Source organism: Alteribacillus persepolensis (assembly GCF_900099605.1).
GTDB lineage: Bacteria > Bacillota > Bacilli > Bacillales > Marinococcaceae > Alteribacillus > Alteribacillus persepolensis.
The window spans coordinates 102680-120230 of the sequence record NZ_FNDK01000004.1 but is presented as its reverse complement, the minus strand read 5'-3'; the positions used below and the strand labels follow the sequence as shown (position 1 = coordinate 120230).

The 17551-nt window shown below is 41.5% G+C and carries 15 protein-coding genes; 1 reads left to right on the top strand and 14 read right to left on the bottom strand.

The features are described 5' to 3' along the window. Window positions 1–109: 109 nt before the first annotated feature. A complete protein-coding gene (locus tag BLT18_RS05545) occupies window positions 110–1462 on the bottom strand; it encodes a TrkH family potassium uptake protein (RefSeq protein WP_091271983.1) in 1353 nt (450 codons plus the stop codon). A 113-nt stretch (window positions 1463–1575) separates the two neighbouring features. On the opposite strand from BLT18_RS05545, the gene BLT18_RS05540 reads away from it, so the two are divergent. Beyond that, window positions 1576–1965 carry a DUF2507 domain-containing protein gene (locus BLT18_RS05540; protein WP_091271981.1) on the top strand — a complete coding sequence of 130 codons (390 nt, stop codon included), beginning with the start codon at window positions 1576–1578 and terminating at the stop codon, window positions 1963–1965. Window positions 1966–2056: 91 nt separating this feature from the next. Here the strand turns inward: BLT18_RS05540 and uvrC are convergent, their stop codons facing one another. The 13 genes from uvrC to zapA form a co-directional block, all read right to left on the bottom strand. Continuing rightward, window positions 2057–3772, bottom strand: coding sequence for an excinuclease ABC subunit UvrC (gene uvrC, locus BLT18_RS05535; RefSeq protein ID WP_245705188.1), 1716 nt, complete (start codon window positions 3770–3772; stop codon window positions 2057–2059). 75 nt (window positions 3773–3847) lie between these two features. Continuing rightward, on the bottom strand, window positions 3848–4216 hold the full coding sequence (locus BLT18_RS05530; RefSeq protein WP_091271978.1) for a DUF488 domain-containing protein: 369 nt from the start codon (window positions 4214–4216) through the stop codon (window positions 3848–3850). 252 nt (window positions 4217–4468) lie between these two features. Then, entirely contained in the window at window positions 4469–4783 is a 315-nt protein-coding gene (gene trxA, locus BLT18_RS05525; protein ID WP_091271977.1) for a thioredoxin, read from the bottom strand. Between the two features lie 129 nt (window positions 4784–4912). Next, window positions 4913–6241, bottom strand: coding sequence for a S8 family peptidase (locus tag BLT18_RS05520; RefSeq protein WP_091271975.1), 1329 nt, complete (start codon window positions 6239–6241; stop codon window positions 4913–4915). 267 nt (window positions 6242–6508) lie between these two features. After that, complete coding sequence (locus BLT18_RS05515; protein ID WP_091271974.1) at window positions 6509–7480, bottom strand: electron transfer flavoprotein subunit alpha/FixB family protein; 972 nt, start codon at window positions 7478–7480, stop codon at window positions 6509–6511. Between the two features lie 15 nt (window positions 7481–7495). Further along, window positions 7496–8269 carry an electron transfer flavoprotein subunit beta/FixA family protein gene (locus BLT18_RS05510; protein WP_091271972.1) on the bottom strand — a complete coding sequence of 258 codons (774 nt, stop codon included), beginning with the start codon at window positions 8267–8269 and terminating at the stop codon, window positions 7496–7498. A gap of 193 nt (window positions 8270–8462) precedes the next feature. Next, complete coding sequence (locus BLT18_RS05505) at window positions 8463–9059, bottom strand: TetR/AcrR family transcriptional regulator (RefSeq protein WP_139184711.1); 597 nt, start codon at window positions 9057–9059, stop codon at window positions 8463–8465. A gap of 529 nt (window positions 9060–9588) precedes the next feature. After that, on the bottom strand, window positions 9589–11286 hold the full coding sequence (locus tag BLT18_RS05500) for a long-chain-fatty-acid--CoA ligase (RefSeq protein WP_091271971.1): 1698 nt from the start codon (window positions 11284–11286) through the stop codon (window positions 9589–9591). A 517-nt stretch (window positions 11287–11803) separates the two neighbouring features. Further along, on the bottom strand, window positions 11804–12214 hold the full coding sequence (locus BLT18_RS05490) for a DUF350 domain-containing protein (RefSeq protein ID WP_091271968.1): 411 nt from the start codon (window positions 12212–12214) through the stop codon (window positions 11804–11806). Between the two features lie 42 nt (window positions 12215–12256). Beyond that, window positions 12257–14614 carry an endonuclease MutS2 gene (locus BLT18_RS05485; RefSeq protein ID WP_091271966.1) on the bottom strand — a complete coding sequence of 786 codons (2358 nt, stop codon included), beginning with the start codon at window positions 14612–14614 and terminating at the stop codon, window positions 12257–12259. A 150-nt stretch (window positions 14615–14764) separates the two neighbouring features. After that, window positions 14765–16492 carry a DNA polymerase/3'-5' exonuclease PolX gene (gene polX, locus BLT18_RS05480; protein WP_091271965.1) on the bottom strand — a complete coding sequence of 576 codons (1728 nt, stop codon included), beginning with the start codon at window positions 16490–16492 and terminating at the stop codon, window positions 14765–14767. Window positions 16493–16672: 180 nt separating this feature from the next. Beyond that, on the bottom strand, window positions 16673–17215 hold the full coding sequence (locus BLT18_RS05475) for a CvpA family protein (protein WP_091271963.1): 543 nt from the start codon (window positions 17213–17215) through the stop codon (window positions 16673–16675). Next, a complete protein-coding gene (gene zapA, locus BLT18_RS05470) occupies window positions 17216–17509 on the bottom strand; it encodes a cell division protein ZapA (RefSeq protein WP_091271961.1) in 294 nt (97 codons plus the stop codon). Between the last annotated feature and the right edge of the window lie 42 nt (window positions 17510–17551).

Genomic DNA, 17551 nt, shown 5'->3' with positions numbered 1-17551 from the left:
CATAAATCCGACAAATTTATTGTACTCTCAGTTTCATAGCTAGTCAAGAAAACGGATACAGCTTTTTTCTTTCTGCTATTACTCTTTTTTATTCCGCTATAACGTTCTATTAACCGATAATCATACGCTCTGTTGGATATTTATAATGAGATTTTGTCTCTTTTTTCTTCACAGAAAATAAAAATACTAAAATACCAACACGACCGACAAACATCAAAAACATTAATAGTATTTGGCTTGGCTGTGACAGATAAGGCGTAATTCCAGTGGACAACCCACACGTTCCAAATGCTGAACTCGTCTCAAAAATAATGTCAATTAATTCCACTTTGCTGTTTCCCTGCTCAAGTGCACTAATCATCATAACGGCAGCAAACAAACCAAACAAGAAAAACGATAAGACGATAAAAGCTTTTTGTTTGTCTTCTGGATGAATTTCACGGCCAAATACTTTCACATCACTTTTTCCAAGCGCAAAGCTTCGTATCGTTAAAAACATGACCGCAATCGTCGTCGTGCGGATCCCTCCCCCCACACTGGATGGACTCGCACCGATAATCATAAGGGATGAAATAAACAGCAAAGTCGGCAGTGTATACTCACCGATATCCATGGTAGATAAACCGGCACTTCTTGCTGTTGCTGAATTGAAAACGGAAAAGAAAAATTGTTGATGCCAAGTCATATCAGCATAAAACATGTTTTTTTCCAATAACCAAATACCAATGACACCGAAAATAAATACAAGAAAGTAGGTCGTAACTGTTATTTTTGTAAATAAGCTGAATTTAAAATGGCTTCCTCTTGTTCGGAAATATTCTTTTACCTCAAGCAATACAGGAAAGCCGATTGCTCCTGCGAAAACTAACAATATAACGACAAACTGCACGTAATAGTCATTAGCAAATGGAATGAGTGACTGCCCTGTCACATCAAAGCCTGAATTCGTAAAGGCACTGAGAGCTGCAAATCCCCCTTGATAGTATGCTTCTAGCGGGGTGTCAAAATGCTGGAGGTAATATGTTCCCAAAATAAGGGCACCCACCGTTTCGATTGCTAATGCAAGCAAAATAATTCCGCGCATCAGCTTAACCATACCCGAAAACTGATATTGATTTTGGTCGACCATAATAAGTAAGCGTTGGGATAAATTAATTTTTCGGCCAAATAACATCCATACAAATGTCCCAATCGACATAATTCCAATACCGCCAAGCTGCATAGCTAAAGCCAAAAAGAAAATACCGGTGTAGCTCAAAGTCTCTGATACGTTAACTACTGTAAGCCCCGTTACACTAACTGCAGATACAGATGTAAATAATGATTCCATGTAGGTTAAATTCACACCGTCCTGCTGTGAAACTGGCAGCCACAGCAAAAAGCTAAACAAAAACATCGACAGTATGTACGACACAATAATCATGCGAAACGGCGTCATAAATTGCTCTAAGCCCTTTTTCATATGATAACCTCCATCAGAATTCGGGCTTTAGTATATCATGCTTGGCATATGTTAATCCATATAGAGTTTTATCTTTTTAGAAGGTATAATATAGACGGGAAAGGACGGTTGAAATGGAAGAAAAAGAAAACATATATCCCGCGTTCAGTTATACGTTATTAAGAAATGACATCATCCCGGAATTATTAGGGCAGGAAGAGTCCGACATATTATATTGGAGCGGCAAACGCGTTGCTCGAAAATATCCAGCAGACAGTCTTGAAGATATTCATTCCTTTTTTCGGCATGCTGGGTGGGGAGAGCTGAAAACAGCAAAAGAAAAACGCAGAGAGGTGCACTTTGAATTGACCATCTCTCCTGCTGATGATCACCTTTCCATCAACCGGCATCTCGAGGCAGGATTTCTTGCAGAACAAATCGAGCATATAAAAGGGAAAGCTGCCGAAACATACATATTAGAAAAACGTGAATCTATCACTTTTGAAGTGCATTGGGACCGCTAAATGTGAAAGAAAAGTGCCAGCGCCCTCAATGAAGGGAAATTCTGCTAAGTGAATCAAAAGCATCCGCTTGCCTAAAAAAAGCGGATGCTCCTTAGTTGTCTTGCAGACGTTTTACGAGTTCTTTTGCTACATTTTCCGGCAGTGATAGCCGCTGTAAATCGTCCAATGATGCTTCTTTCATTTTTTTCATTGATCCAAAATGCTTCAGCAGCAGCTTTTTCCGCTTTTCACCAATACCGGGTACATCATCAAGAATAGACGTGAACATATTTTTCTTTCGTGTCTGCCGATGAAATGTTACCGCAAAACGGTGCACTTCATCTTGAATACGCTGCAGCAAATAAAACGCATGACTGTTTCGAGGAAGCGGCACAACATGAGCAGGTTCACCTATAATCAGCTCTGATGTTTTATGCTTTTCGTCTTTAGCCATTCCCGCGACTGGAACGCTTAACCCCAGCTCATCTTCTAATACGGACTTTGCTGCACTTAACTGCCCTTTTCCACCATCGACTAATATCAAGTCTGGAAGAGCTGCCTTTTCTTTCAACAGCCGGAGATAGCGTCTGCGGACGACCTCTTTCATGGAAGCATAGTCGTCTGGCCCATCTACACTTTTTACTTTGTATTTGCGGTAATCCTTTTTGAACGGCTTTCCATCAACAAAACTAACCATGGCAGAGACTGGGTCTGTACCTTGAATATTGGAATTATCAAATGCTTCAATACGATGCGGAACATCAATTGCTAACATTTCTCCTAACTCTTCTACAGCTTTAATTGTCCGCTCTTCATCCCGTTGGATTAATGCAAACCTTTCACGCAAAGCCTGCTCTGCATTTTTCTCAGCAAGCTGCAGCAATTCCCGCTTCTGCCCTCGTTTGGGCTGGATAACTTTCGTATCAACCAGTCTCTCCGCTAGTTCTTTATCAATGTTTTCAGGTACAAGTACTTCTTTTGGTTTTAAGTGATCCTCTTTTAAATAGAATTGTCCTAAAAACGTTAAAAAGTCTTCTTCTGGTGCCTGATAAAATGGAAAGATAGATACATCTCTTTCAATCAGCTTTCCTTGCCGCACAAAAAACACTTGTACACACATCCAGCCTTTATCGTAAAAATAGGCAAACACATCACGGTCTTTGTGATCATTAATCGTCATTTTTTGTTTTTCCATCACTTGGTCGATGTGCTGCATTTGATCCCGCATTTCCTTTGCTCGTTCAAAATTCAACTCTTCCGCTGCCTTTTCCATTTTTTCTTGCAGTTCCTTTTTCACGTCCTGGTGGCCGTTGTTTAAAAATCGAACGATATCAGAAACCATCTGCTGATTCGTTGCTTGGCCCACCTCAAATTCACACGGAGCCAAACATTGGCCGATGTGGTAATACAGACAGACACGATCTGGAAGCGTGCGGCATTTCCTTAGTGGATACAGCCGATCGAGCAGTTTCTTTGTTTCATTGGCCGCTCCAGCATTTGGATAAGGGCCAAAGTATTTTCCTCCGTCTTTTTTTATTTTCCTCGTCGTAATCAGGCGCGGGTGTGTCTCGTTCGTAATTTTTAGATATGGATATGATTTATCGTCTTTTAAAATAACGTTATATTTTGGTTCATGTTTTTTGATCAAGTTCATTTCCAGAATAAGCGCTTCCATGTTCGAAGACGTTATAATGTATTCAAAATCATGTATTTGACTGACAAGCTGTTGTGTTTTTCCATCATGAGACCCCGTGAAGTACGAACGCACTCGGTTTTTTAATATTTTTGCTTTCCCGACATAAATAACTGTCCCATGCTTATCTTTCATCAAATAACAGCCAGGCTGCTCTGGCAGCACTGCCAGTTTTTCTTTCAACTGCGGCACATGCCAGCCCCCTTTCTTTCACTTCTCGTGCAAACGCTGCTCAATCCAGTCTTTCAGCAATACCGCGTGATTGTATGTTTCGTCTTTGGCTGCATACAAAAGCGTAACGGTATGTGATGCAGCTTTCTCTACAAGTGCTTCAAACGCTTCGCTGCTGTTTTGATTTGATTGTAATTCTTGTTTGTATGCTTGTGCAAACCGTTGAAACTTTTCTGGGTCGTGTTGAAACCATTTTCTCAACTCACTGCTCGGAGCAACGTCTTTATCCCAATCATCAAGTGCTGCTTTTTCTTTTGATACACCACGAGGCCATACTCTGTCGACGAGTACACGTTCACCGTCGCTCTCCTTTGTTTCTTCATAGATACGCTTTATTTGTACACTCACGATTTCTCCCCCTTCATTTTGATATAAACGACTCTGTTACCAATAGTCATTGTTCGTGTAAACAAGCTAGTTAGACACAACACCTGAAAAAAATATCAGTCCCGCGTCAGCAAAACAAGACAGCTGCCAGGTGCCAAAAAGCAAACCGTTTCGGCAGACGCTCATAGACACCTTCTTTGCAACAACATCATGCACAGAACTATATAAAAAACTGCTGATCATTGAATCAGCAGTTTTTTATATATACTCGTTTTAGAGATGTTTATTTAATAGCTCTACTAATTGCTCCTTCGGCTGGAAACCGACTACTTGCTCAACCACTTCGCCGTCTTTAAATACAAGCAGAGTCGGGATGCTCATTACTCCATATTTTCCGGCAGTTTCTTGGTTTTCATCCACATCCAATTTTGCAATTTTAATGTTTTCGCCCATTTCAGAATCAATTTCTTCTAAAACAGGAGCAATCATTTTACAAGGTCCGCACCATGGTGCCCAAAAGTCGGCAAGTACGACACCTTGGGATGTTTCATCAGCAAAATTTTGATCGGATACATTTACAATTGCCATTAAGAAAGTTCCTCCTTTAATCATGCATTCAATGATTCATTGTCATTATAGCATTACGTGTATCTTGTTGCGAACATATTGCTTCTATTCTTATTTGAAGCATGAAAAGGAGCAAAAGCGAATACTTATTTATTTTAGCAAATTCAGGGAATTTTCTGCATTTACATAACCTGCTCCATAAATGTTGGGATTTTCATCTGACCACGTATCTGCTCCTTCCATTAACAATTTCTTTACGCGGTCTGGAGAGATGCTTGGGTCAGCTTCTAACAGCAAGGCACAAACTCCTGCAACAAGAGGACATGCCATCGAGGTTCCCGACATCGAAAAGTAATTCTTACCTACTCTATTTGTTTTCTGTAATTTATCCAGCGTGGAACGCGGAGAACGCAAAGAAATAATGTTCACACCTGGGGCAATAACATCTGGCTTTGTTTCTCCGTAAACAGTCGGACCTCTGCTTGAAAAATCAGCAGCCTCGTCGTCTTCTTTCACGGCCGTGTCTTGATCATCAAGAGCTCCTACCGTTATAATCTTTTCGCTAATACCTGGGCTGGCAATTGTTTGAGGCTCCGGCCCTTCATTTCCAGCAGCTGCGACGACGACAATTCCGTTTTCCCAGGCCTTTTCCACCATTTTGACCATCGGGTCATCCGTTGCTTCATCATATCGCTGTGCTGGATAACCTAGTGATAGATTAATAATGTCTATTTTATTTTCATGGTTATTATTGTATTCCATACACCACTGTAACCCTTGCATCATCGTTTCTAGCGTTCCTGCACCGTTTCTATCCAATACTTTTACTCCGACGATATTTGCTTTTGCTGCCGGACCTTGATATTGCCCAACGGAAGCCGCCCCGCTCCCTACCGCACAGCCAGCACAATGCGTGCCGTGGCCATTATCATCGTATGGGGCCGTTTTATTCTCAATAAAATCGACAAATCCTGCAATACGTCCTTGCAAATCTTCATGCGGATGAATACCTGTATCGACTACAGCAATTGTCACTCCTTTTCCCGTTAAATGATTATTGTTTCTTTGAAGATTATCTGCATTAACAGAAGGTACGGCTTTATCTAACAAGGCATGAACCGTACGATTTAAATAAACTTTTTTAATATGATTACATGAACGAAATACTTGATTTAAGGCATCCGGTGTAACATCAGCACTGCAGCAGGAAATAAGTGAAAATTGTTTACGCACACCACATTTTCTTTTGCCATTTATCACTTGGCATACTTGCCTGTATCCATCTTTATAATGATTCGGTTCGAATTCAATAACGACAGACAATTGCTTTGAACGCATCATACGATGTTCCATTGCTTTATGAAGAAAACAAGGTATTCGTGAAAATGATTTATTCAGCTGTAATATTTCATCCTTTAATGGTTTGTCAATATATGAACGGTATGATTGCACCATTTTTGTCATCGTTTGATGAAACATTCTACTCTTCCTTTCTCTACTAGATATGTCATACTCTATGAGAAAGAAAAGGTAGTAGAAACGGCAGTTTGTCTACTTCTTTGAAAAAAAGCTCATCGGGCTGACCTTCCCCGGTAAACTGAAAGCGCTGGCCGCAGCACATTCTCTTTAAGGTATATCCAGCCCAAAAGAATAGGTATAATGATAATCCCAACAAATATTGTAGAGCCAAAAAAAAGAATGCTCCAAAAGCGGAATAGTCTTTTAGAGCATTCTCATATTCCAGTATTAAGATGTTACTTTCTTAAATTCTTCTGTCAGTTTTGGAATGACGTCAAACAAATCTCCAACAATGCCGTAGTCCGCAACTTCAAAAATTGGTGCTTCAGGGTCCTTATTAATGGCGACAATAACCTTTGAATTAGACATGCCGGCTAAGTGTTGTATTGCCCCGGAAATACCTGCTGCTATATACAAATCAGGTGTGACAACTTTCCCTGTCTGCCCAATTTGCAGGGCGTAGTCACAATACTCTGCATCACAAGCACCTCGAGAAGCACCAACTGCTGCACCAAGCACTTCTGCTAATTCTTCTAATGGCTGAAACCCTTCTGCGCTTTTTACGCCGCGGCCGCCAGCAACAATAATTTTCGCTTCGGATAAGTCAACACCGCCGCTTGATTTTTTCACAACATCCTTTACAATACTGCGAAGGTCTTTGATATCGACATTCATAGAAGAGATATCTCCTGTTTTAGACGTATCTTCTTCTAATGGGGCGATGTTGTTCGGTCGTACGGTTGCAAAAATTCTGCCGTTTTCCATCACTTTCTTTTCAAATGCTTTCCCGGAATAAATCGGGCGCGTGAACACAGACTGTCCGTCTTCTATTTCTACCGTTACGGCATCTGTGACCAGTCCGCAGTCTAATTTCGCTGCAATGCGCGGCGCTAGGTCTTTTCCGCTGGATGTGTGACCCATTATGATGCCCTCCGGATTTTCCACATCACAAACTTGTAAAAGCGCCTGCTGATAAGCATCAGTGGTATATTGGCTAAGTTCTTCCTTTTCTGCAGTTATCACGCGATCTGCTCCGTAGTGCACCATTTTCTCAGCATGCTGCTGCAGGTTTTCACCAAACAATACTCCTACTACTTCGCCGCCATCAGCGACTGTTTTAGCAGCAGCTATTGCCTCAAACGTCACATTACGCAATTCGTTATCTTTCACTTCACCTAATACTAACATTTTCATTGCCATGCCAAAATCCCTCCATTATATGACTTTTGCTTCATTTCTCAATAGCTGGACCAATTCATCTACTTGTTCATCTACTTCGCCTTCTAATATCTTTCCTGCCTGCTTTTCAGGTGGAAGGAAGCGGTCTATTGTCTTCGTTTTTGCTTCCACATCCTCTTCTTCTAAATCCAAATCATCCAGGTCAATGGTATCAAGAGGTTTTTTCTTCGCCTTCATAATACCTGGAAGCGATGGATAACGCGGTTCATTTAATCCTTGCTGGCAAGTAACAAGCAGCGGAAGAGAGGTTTCAATTTTCTCGACATCTCCTTCCACATCTCTTTCGATGTTGACAGCTGTTCCATCTATTTCTAAGCTGGTAATCGTCGTTACTTGATTGATACCAAGCCCTTCAGCAACACGTGAAGCTACTTGGCCGGCACCATCATCAACAGCAACATTGCCCCCAAGAATAATGTCATATTCTTTCTTGCTGAAATATGCTGTCAATGCTTTGCTGATAGAGAAATGATCCAGTTCTTCATCAACATCTTCTACATCAATCAGTACTGCTTTGTCAGCCCCCATCGCTAGAGCTGTTCTTAATTCTTTTTCAGCATCTTCATCTCCTACGGTAACAACCGTAACTTCCCCTCCGTGTTCATCACGAAGTACAATAGCTTCTTCAATTGCATATTCATCGTACGGATTAATAATGAATTCTGCTCCATCCTCATCAATAACTCCATCATTAATAACAATCTTTTCTTCTGTGTCAAATGTTCTTTTCATAATGACATAAATGTTCATTGTTTTATAACCTCCTAGAGTATCCTTGTTTTCAGCTATTGTTCCAAAGAACAATCCCTTGTATCTAAAAATTAAAAATGTAGTACATACCAAGTTTTGAAGGTTTCAGTTATTCTGAAAATTAACAATTGTTTTTTGCCGCCCGGCAGGATGATAAGAAAATGAAAAACGGGCGGTATGAACATATACGATTTTAGTTATTCTCCCTTGTTTTAATGCCTAACAACAACATGTGATAAACTGGTTCTGCACAAGCAACTAAATCATGCTTGCAGTCGTTCATCACCCAATTTGTTATCACTTCATCCAATGCACCAAAAATCATTTGGCGGGCAATCTTCAAATGCAAATTCGAATCAAAAGCGCCGATGTCCACGCCTTCTTTAATAATGCCTTCAATCAAACGCAAATACTGCACCAATGATTCATTGATATGATAACGAAGTTCATTGCTCGACTGTCTTAGTTCAAGCTGAGTAACCACGGCGTATTCAGGATTGTTCGCCAGCTGCTTGAAATGAAGCGTCACCAATGTTTTTAGCTTTTCTTCCATTGTCTCCTGTTTTTCTAGTGCGTTCCGAATAATCTCAACGAAGACACTCATTTTTTCTTTAAATAAAGAAATGAGAATATCATCTTTATTTTTAAAATAAAGATAGATGGTCCCATCTGCTACACCAGCCTCTTTGGCTATTTGTGAGACTTTTGCATTATGGTAACCGTGTTGGGAAATCACTTTAATTGCTGCTTCGATGACTTGTTCATATTTTGCGCCTTTCTTTTTTCCCATTGTTCCCTTCCTTCCTTGAGCAATGAACCATAAATGAATGACCATTCATTCATATTATACATTCAGTGTATTCGAAACAATCATACCTGTCAATATGAATGTGGAAAAAAGATAACAAAACAGTACACAAAGAAAAGCGCAAGCATCGTGAAAGCCGGCACATGGAAAGCTGATCTTTGCTTTCCATGGACGGACCGAAGGAACCTCGAGCGAGCAGGTGCTTGCGCTGGACAATGAAAACGCCACGCTTTTATACTTTCTCACCTTATAAAAAAGCAGCATGCGCTGATTTTTGTCTTCCCTTCTGTTTTCATATCATTTATGGACTGAAACCTTTGAAATGCTGTATCATTACTATCCCATATTAATATACTGATCCTGTTATTGTGCTGGTGACGGTGCTGAAGCAGGGTCTTTGCAAACGCGGCATTTGGCAGCACTTGTAAATCATATATTTTCGATCAATGTAAAAAAACAGCACGTCATTGTGCTGCTTGGAAAAAGACGAATTACATGTGTTTATGCTCCATTACATTGTTTTGTTTGTTTTTTCTTCTGCTGCATTCTCTTCCTCGCTTAGTGTTCTTTTTAATACTTTGCCTATTATTGTTTTTGGCAGTTCTTTTCGATATTCAAACTGGTGCGGCACTTTATAGGCAGCTAAATACTTCCGGCAATGCTCTTCTAACTCCTCTTTCGTTACGTGTTGATGTTCTTTCAACACAATAAATGCTTTTACGGTTTCTCCACGGTACGGATCAGCTACTCCAATGACCGCTGTTTCTTGAACAGCCGGATGTTCATACAACACTTCTTCTACTTCCCTAGGATATATATTGAAACCTCCTGCGATAATCATATCTTTTTTACGATCGACAATGTAAAAATAGCCGTCTTCATCCATATACCCCATGTCTCCGGTTAACAACCATCCGTCTTTAAAAGCAGCTTTTGTATCCTGTTCTCTGCTCCAATACCCTTTCATCACTTGCGGCCCCTTTACGATAATCTCGCCAATTTCACCTGCTTCTGCGATGTTGCCGGTTTCTTGGGAAAGGATGGCAGCATCTGTATCAGGCCAAGGCAAGCCGATGCTTTTTGGCTTACGCTTTCCCCAGATTGGAGAACATATGACAACTGGTGAGGCTTCTGTCAGCCCATATCCTTCGACAATCTTTCCTTTTGTTAATTGTTCAAATTGCTCTTGTACTTCTAATGGCAGCGGAGCTGAGCCGCTTAAACATGCTTTGATTGATGATAAGTCATATTTTTTCAATTTTGGTTGGTGAGCCAATCCAACATACATGGTCGGTGCTCCGGGAAACAGCGTGACACGATGCTTTTGAATCGCTTTTAGCACTTGCAGGGGATCAAATTTTGGCAGGATAATCATCTTTGCGTCATGCATAACAGATACATTCATTACAGTTGTCATACCGTAGACATGAAAAAATGGAAGCGCAGCAAGCAGTACTTCTTTTCCTTTTTTCGTTTTTTCCATCCACGTCAAGCACTGCTTTGTGTTAGCTACTAAATTATAGTGTGTCAGCATAACTCCTTTCGCTCTGCCTGTTGTTCCGCCTGTATACTGCAGCAGAGCTAAATCTTCTTTTGGACGTATGTGATAGTCTTTAAGTTTCCCGGCCTTTGTGGACAATATCTCTTTCAGAGGATGTGTGATTTCATTATAGACAATATGAACGCGTAAGTTGTTTTTTCGCTTTTGTGTAAGAGGATAGATGAAATTTTTTGGAAAGGGGAGATAATCTTTGATACTTGTAACAATGACATGTTCTACATCCGTTTGTGCCCGTACTTTTTCTACACGAGGAAATAACAGATCGAGGCAGATCATTACTTTTGCTTGCGAGTCTTTTAACTGATGTTGAATTTCTTTTTCTACATATAGTGGATTAGTCTGTACTACCACTGCTCCTGCCATTAATACGCCGTAGTAACAAATAACAGACTGCGGAGTATTAGCAAGCATGACGGCGACGCGGTCTCCTTTTTTTACACCTAGCTGCTGCAGCCGGTACGCAAGTCTTCTTGCTTTTTCGTAAACGGTCTGATAGGTCATGTTTTTCCCCATAAAGTGAAGTGCTGTTTTGAAAGGATGTTTAGCGGCTGCTTCCTCTAAATACGAATGCAGTGATTTCTCTTCATAATGAAGGGACTTCGGAATGCCTTTTGGATAGTGCTGCAGCCAGACTTTCTCTTGTTTCATGGTTTTTCCTCCTTTAGAAAAACAATTCACCATCTTATGCGCCTACCCTATTTTATGCTTTTGTTTCCATATCATCCCTTCTGTGTTATTCTTTTCCTTTCCTTCTTTTTTTACAGCCGCATTCAAATATTTGAGGTTCCACCCCAACTGCCAGACTAAGTAAAAGAAAAAACATAGCGAATTCCACCAACGTTTACAAAAATATATATGGGTACGAAACATGGCTTCTCCTACGAATGTCAAGGTGAATAGATAGCACGAGCATGAAAGAATCACAAAAACGCAAGCAACCTGATAAGAGTCGGCTGGGAGGAGATGATGACTCTAATAAACGTTATAGAAAAAACAAAAAAACAGACAGCAAAACCTGCCGCCTGTTTCTATCTGTGTGATATATGCACTGCTGCTTTGAAAAGCTGCCTTACACAAAAAACAATAAATACACTGCTCCAGCTATAACAAATAAGATACAGCATGCAATTAAAATTTTAGCTAACCTCTCCACCCTTTTCGCTCCTTACGCCAATATTCCAGCTCCAATAACATATGATAAACCTATGGAAATAATAAACGAAATAAAACCAACTGCTCGATTATCCGCCGCCAGCTCTTCATCCACTTTAAACATCGGTGTTAGAAATTCAAACATCACATAACTTAACACTAATAGAAAAAAACCATATGCTCCCCATAAAATCACCGTTAAGATGGCATCGTTATGTTCAATCGAAAATCGAAGAATGTTGCTTACACCTAATAACTTACCGCCTGTAGCAAGGGCAACAGCGATGTTTCCATTCTTAATTTCTTCCCAATTTTTATAAGGAGTAATCGTTTCAAAGATTGCTAAAAAAACAATCAAAGACAAGACGGCTACACTAAAGTTCGCTGCCGTCTCAGCGAAAGTGTTTTGCATAATCACTTCCATATTTTCCTATTTCCCCTTCCATGACCCTCATTCACGCAGCTTTTACTTTAATTGCACCACGGTATTCCCCATGCCGCCTTCATTCATCCCGCCATCGCGCGTTTGATTGACACTAGGATGTTTTTTTAACAGCTCTTTAACACCTTTTCTCAGTGCTCCGGTGCCTTTTCCGTGAATAATATGAACTTGCGGATACCCTGCTAATACTGCGTCATCGAGATACTTTTCTACTTTATGCATCGCTTCTTCATAACGCATGCCGCGCAAATCAAGCTCTGGCTTCACATGAGTATTTCTAGAAACTGTTGTTACCGGCCGGGAAGGTTGTTTCACTGGCTCTGCCTTCACCTTTTCCATATCCTCTGCTTTTACATTGACTTTCATAATACCAAGCTGCACCTGATATTCTTTGTTGTTAACCTTTTCCAACACTTGTCCTTTTTGGCCAAAACTAAGTACACGCACTTCATCACCAGGGCTGAAGGACTGAGCTTTTTGCGCTTGTTTTTTAATTTGTTTTTGGCGTTTGGTGAGTTTAGGAGCCGCTTCATCTAGTCCTTTTTTCGCATCAATGAACTGGTGTTCTTTGACGTGGTATCCTTCTTTTTGCAGATCTCGCAAATCCCGGATAATGTCTTCTGCTTTCTGCTGCGCTTTTTTCACTTCCGCTTCTGCTTTTTCTTCCGCTTCTTTCATTAACTTTTCTTTTTGGTTATTCCACGCTTGTATTCTCTGCTCCAGTTCTTTATGAAGCTCTTCGGCCTGCTCTCTTATTTGTGCTGCTTCCGTCATTTCTTGTTCAGCGTCCCGGCGTTTTTCATCTAACGATGTAATCATTTTTTCCACTTGTCGGTTTTCTGCGTCAATCTCTTTTTCGGCATTTTGGATAATGTTTTCATCCAAGCCGAGACGGCGTGAAATCGCAAACGCATTACTGCGCCCTGGCACACCAATTAACAGACGGTATGTTGGACTGAGTGTATCGACATCAAATTCCACACTTGCATTCATTACACCTTCGCGATTATAAGCATACCCTTTTAGTTCACTGTAGTGAGTAGTAGCAATCAGTTTCGCACCGGTTTGGTACACGTAGTCAAGAATCGAAACAGCAAGCGCCGCTCCTTCTGTCGGGTCTGTTCCTGCTCCAATTTCATCAAACAAAACAAGACTTGTATGATTAATGTGCTGCAAAATATCAACAATGTTTGTCATATGGGAAGAAAATGTACTAAGATTTTGTTCAATCGACTGTTCATCTCCGATATCTGCAAACACATCGGTAAATACCGCTGCCTCTGAATCCTCGTCCACTGGCAGGAACAGGCCTGACTGTGCCATCATTGTCAACAGCCCCGCCGTTTTTAGCGTGACCGTCTTCCCGCCGGTATTTGGCCCCGTAATCACTAAGGAAGAAAAATCGTCTCCCAGTTCCACATCAATCGGAACGACTTCTTCTTGTGAAATAAGAGGGTGTCTGGCTTGTTTAAACCGAAACCGGCCTTCGTCGTTTAAACGAGGCTGCACGGCATCGATTGCTTTTGCGTAGTATGCTTTGCAAAAGAGAAAGTCCAGCTCGGCCAAATAGTCGCTGTTTTGGACTAGTTCGTCGGTATGTTCTTGTACATGAGCTGACAGCTCTTGTAATATTCTTTCGACTTCTTGGCGTTCTTTCACTCGTGCTTCTCTTAATTTATTGTTCATTTGTACAACCGATTGCGGCTCAATGAACAGCGTTGCTCCAGAAGAAGACTGATCATGGACAATACCGCCAAAGGAAGTTCGATATTCTTGTTTTACCGGAATCACATAGCGGTCATTTCGAATCGTCACGATGGCATCCGATAACTTCTTTTGCTGTCCAGACGAGCGAATCAGCTGTTCTAACTTAGAGCGTACCTCAGCTTCACTGGTTCGAATTTGCTGCCGAACACTTCGAAGAGCAGGACTGGCTCCATCCATCACCTCACCATGATCGTCAATGCATTGCTTGATGGCCCGCTCGAGATCTGTCAGCGGCACGATCTCTCTGACTAGTTCCAGCAAAAGTGGCAGCTCCACCTCTTCTTCGACCATTGTTTCAATAAAAGACTTCAATCGGCGGCTTGCATAAATGGTATCTGCTACCTCCATTAATTCATCAGGATGTAACATGCCGCCGATTTGGGCGCGCTTGACGTGGGCATAAATGCTCCGTATCCCCCCTAAAGGCGCCTGACCTTTTAGGCGGAGCACTTTTGTGCCTTCATATGTGCGCTCTTGTTCTTTTTTCGCAGCGGCTAAATCAGTATATGGTGTCAATGCATCAATTTTTTGCCGGCCTAACGAAGACGCTGCATGAGCTTTTAGCTGTTCTTTCATTTTGTCATATTCTAAAACACGTCTGACTCGTGCATTCATCCATTTCACCCTTTTTAAAAAAACTTGGCTTCTGCCAGCATCTCGTGACAAAAGCTTCGTCTTTCTATATCTTTCCTGTCTGTCATCATGTTCCTTTTTCTGCCAATGCCGATCTAGCTTGTATCACACTCTCCACCCGCCGGCAGACCGTTACGCTTTCAAGTGTGCTCGTTTCGTATGCAGAAAAGCAGCCAGATCTTCATACCGTTTCGTATTGATGATTTGTTCTTTTTTCAAGAGGGCTTTTCTAGCAATACCCGTCCCAACCTCCATGTCATCCAGCATTCCGGGGTGATGGGCATCCGTGTTAATTGTCACAAACGTCTCGTACTCTTGTGCTTTTCGCAGCCAACCGGCATTCAGATCAAGCCGGTTCGGATTCGCGTTTAATTCAACGGCTGTTTGTGTTTCACCTGCCCGTTTTAACAGCCAGTCTACGTTCACTTTATAACCTTCCCGCCTTCCAATCAGCCTTCCTGTAGGATGGGCGATGATATGGACATAAGGGCTGTTCAGTGCCGCCTCGAGACGCTGCATGATTTCCTCTTCGGTCTGTGAAAATGAAGAATGAATAGAAGCAATCACGACATCAAGCTCTTTTAATACGCTTTCTTCTAAATCAAGTACCGCATCCGGGCGGATATCCATCTCGATTCCCGCCAGCAGTTCCATGTCATCGAGAGATTCATTAACGCGGCGTATTTCTTCTATTTGACGAAGCACTCTTTCTTCATCAAGGCCGTGAGCTACTTGCAAAAACTTGGAATGATCCGTAACAGCCATCCACTCATAGCCGCGTTTTCTCCCCTCTTCGGCCATTTCCCGAATCGACACAGCCCCATCGCTCCATGTCGTGTGCATATGCAAGTCTCCGCGTATATCCGTTTTTTGAACGGTTTCAAACGGCTCTTTATACACATTGATCTCATCTCTGCCAATTCTCGCTTCGGGCGGAATGTAGTGCAAGCCGAAATGGTTATAAAAACCTTCTTCGCTTTCAAATGTAATCACATCACCCGTGTCTTGCTTTTCCACCCCGTACTCACTTACTTTTTCACCTTGTGCCTTCGCAAGTTGGCGCATCATAACATTATGTTCTTTCGAACCCGTAAAATGATGGAGCGTTGTAGCAAATGCAGCTTCTTCCACTAAGCGAAAATCTACCTGAATACTGTATTCAAAATCAAGTTCCACAGAGACTTTTGTTTCTCCATCTGCAACAATATCCGATATGAATGGCAGCTTTCGTAATTGGGCGCGTACAGCATCTCCTTTTTCGGTTGATATAATATAATCAAGATCTTTTACCGTCTCTTCCATCCGTCGTAAGCTGCCTGCTCTCGCATAGCGTTTCACATCTTCGAATTGATTTAATTCCGTTTCCACTTTTTGAGCCGCATCAAGCATATAACTGATTGGCAGCCTCTCGGGGCGTGTTCCTTGTTCTTGTACAGCTGCCAGTATCTTTTGTTCCGTTTTTGCTCCAAAACCAGGCAGCTGCTGTACTTGCTCTTGCTCACAAGCCTCTTTTAAAGAAGCAGCGTCTACAACATCTAACTCCTGATATAGTTTGGCTAGTTTCTTTCCGCCTAAACCAGGCAGCTTTAATAAAGGAATGAGTCCTGACGGAATTTCTTGTTTTAATGTTTCCAACAGTTCGGATTGACCTGTCTCACGCAATTCCTTTATAATCGCAGCCGTTCCTTTTCCAATGCCATTCAATGCCGCCGGATCATCAATTTCTCGTAAGGACCGCTCATCTTGCTCTAATGCTTGTGCGGCTTTACGGTATGCAGAAATTTTAAACGCATTTTCTCCTTTTAACTCGAGATACACCGCAATCGTTTCTAAATGTTTAATAAGCTCTTTCTTATTCATACAGGTTACCCCTTCCAACAAGATGCTTGTGCTGCAAAAGCAGAGCTGCCTGCCCAGCTGAATCTCATCTTGCCTGCAAATGTCTAAGCTGCCGGGCTCGATATAGACCATCGTGCCATCCATATGTATATTTTTTCTTGCCTGCCGACGAAAAAACTTCTCGATGATGAGAAGTTTTCCTTATACCCCTTCTGTCCATAAGGAATGCAGCCACTCAGACAAAAATGGAGTATGATAGATCATCAAGTTCGCAACCCAAGAACCTTCAAGCATCTGCTGAAGATTCTCAATCGGAATTAAAGCAGCCGTTATCAAAAAGACAACCAGCACAACGTATGTCTCCACAAACCCTAACAATCCGCCAAGCCATCTATTCACCATTTGCAGCACAGGAATGCGCGAAACAAAATCCAGCATTGATCCAATCATTTGCAGCAAGATTTTTGTCATAATAAACAGCAAGAAAAAAGAAATCCCTGCGTAATAAACGGCTTCATTGTTAAAAGACTCTACCATCATAGAAATGACCCCGTCTCCATCCGATTCTACTTTCGGATGAGGGAGCCACAATCGCAAATATTCCGCCGCCTCCCGATAAAAGAAAAAAGCAACAAACAGCGCGGCAAAAAAACTGACAAGATGAATAAGTTGTAAAATAAATCCCCGGCGCAAGCCGATGAAAAAACTCCCCAACAATATCACAATAATCAATAGACTAAGCATTTATCCTCGTTCCCCATCTACATCCGTTCGTCCTTCGTTTTCATAACGGTCTAATTTTTCCTGTAATTTAATATATTCGTCCACAACATTTAAAGCGGTTAACACAGCCAATCTTGTTGTATCTAAGTATGGATTATGCTCTTTGAACTCTTTCATTTTTTGATCAAGGTACTCGGCCACACCTAGCACGTGTTCTGGAGGTTCATCTCCTTTTATGGTGTATTGCTGGCCATATATTGTAACGGTTGTTCGTTTTTTATCGTTTTCCGCATCCACCAGACAAGCCCCTTTCATCTCCAAATACCTACCCATTATCATAACAAAATCACATCAGAT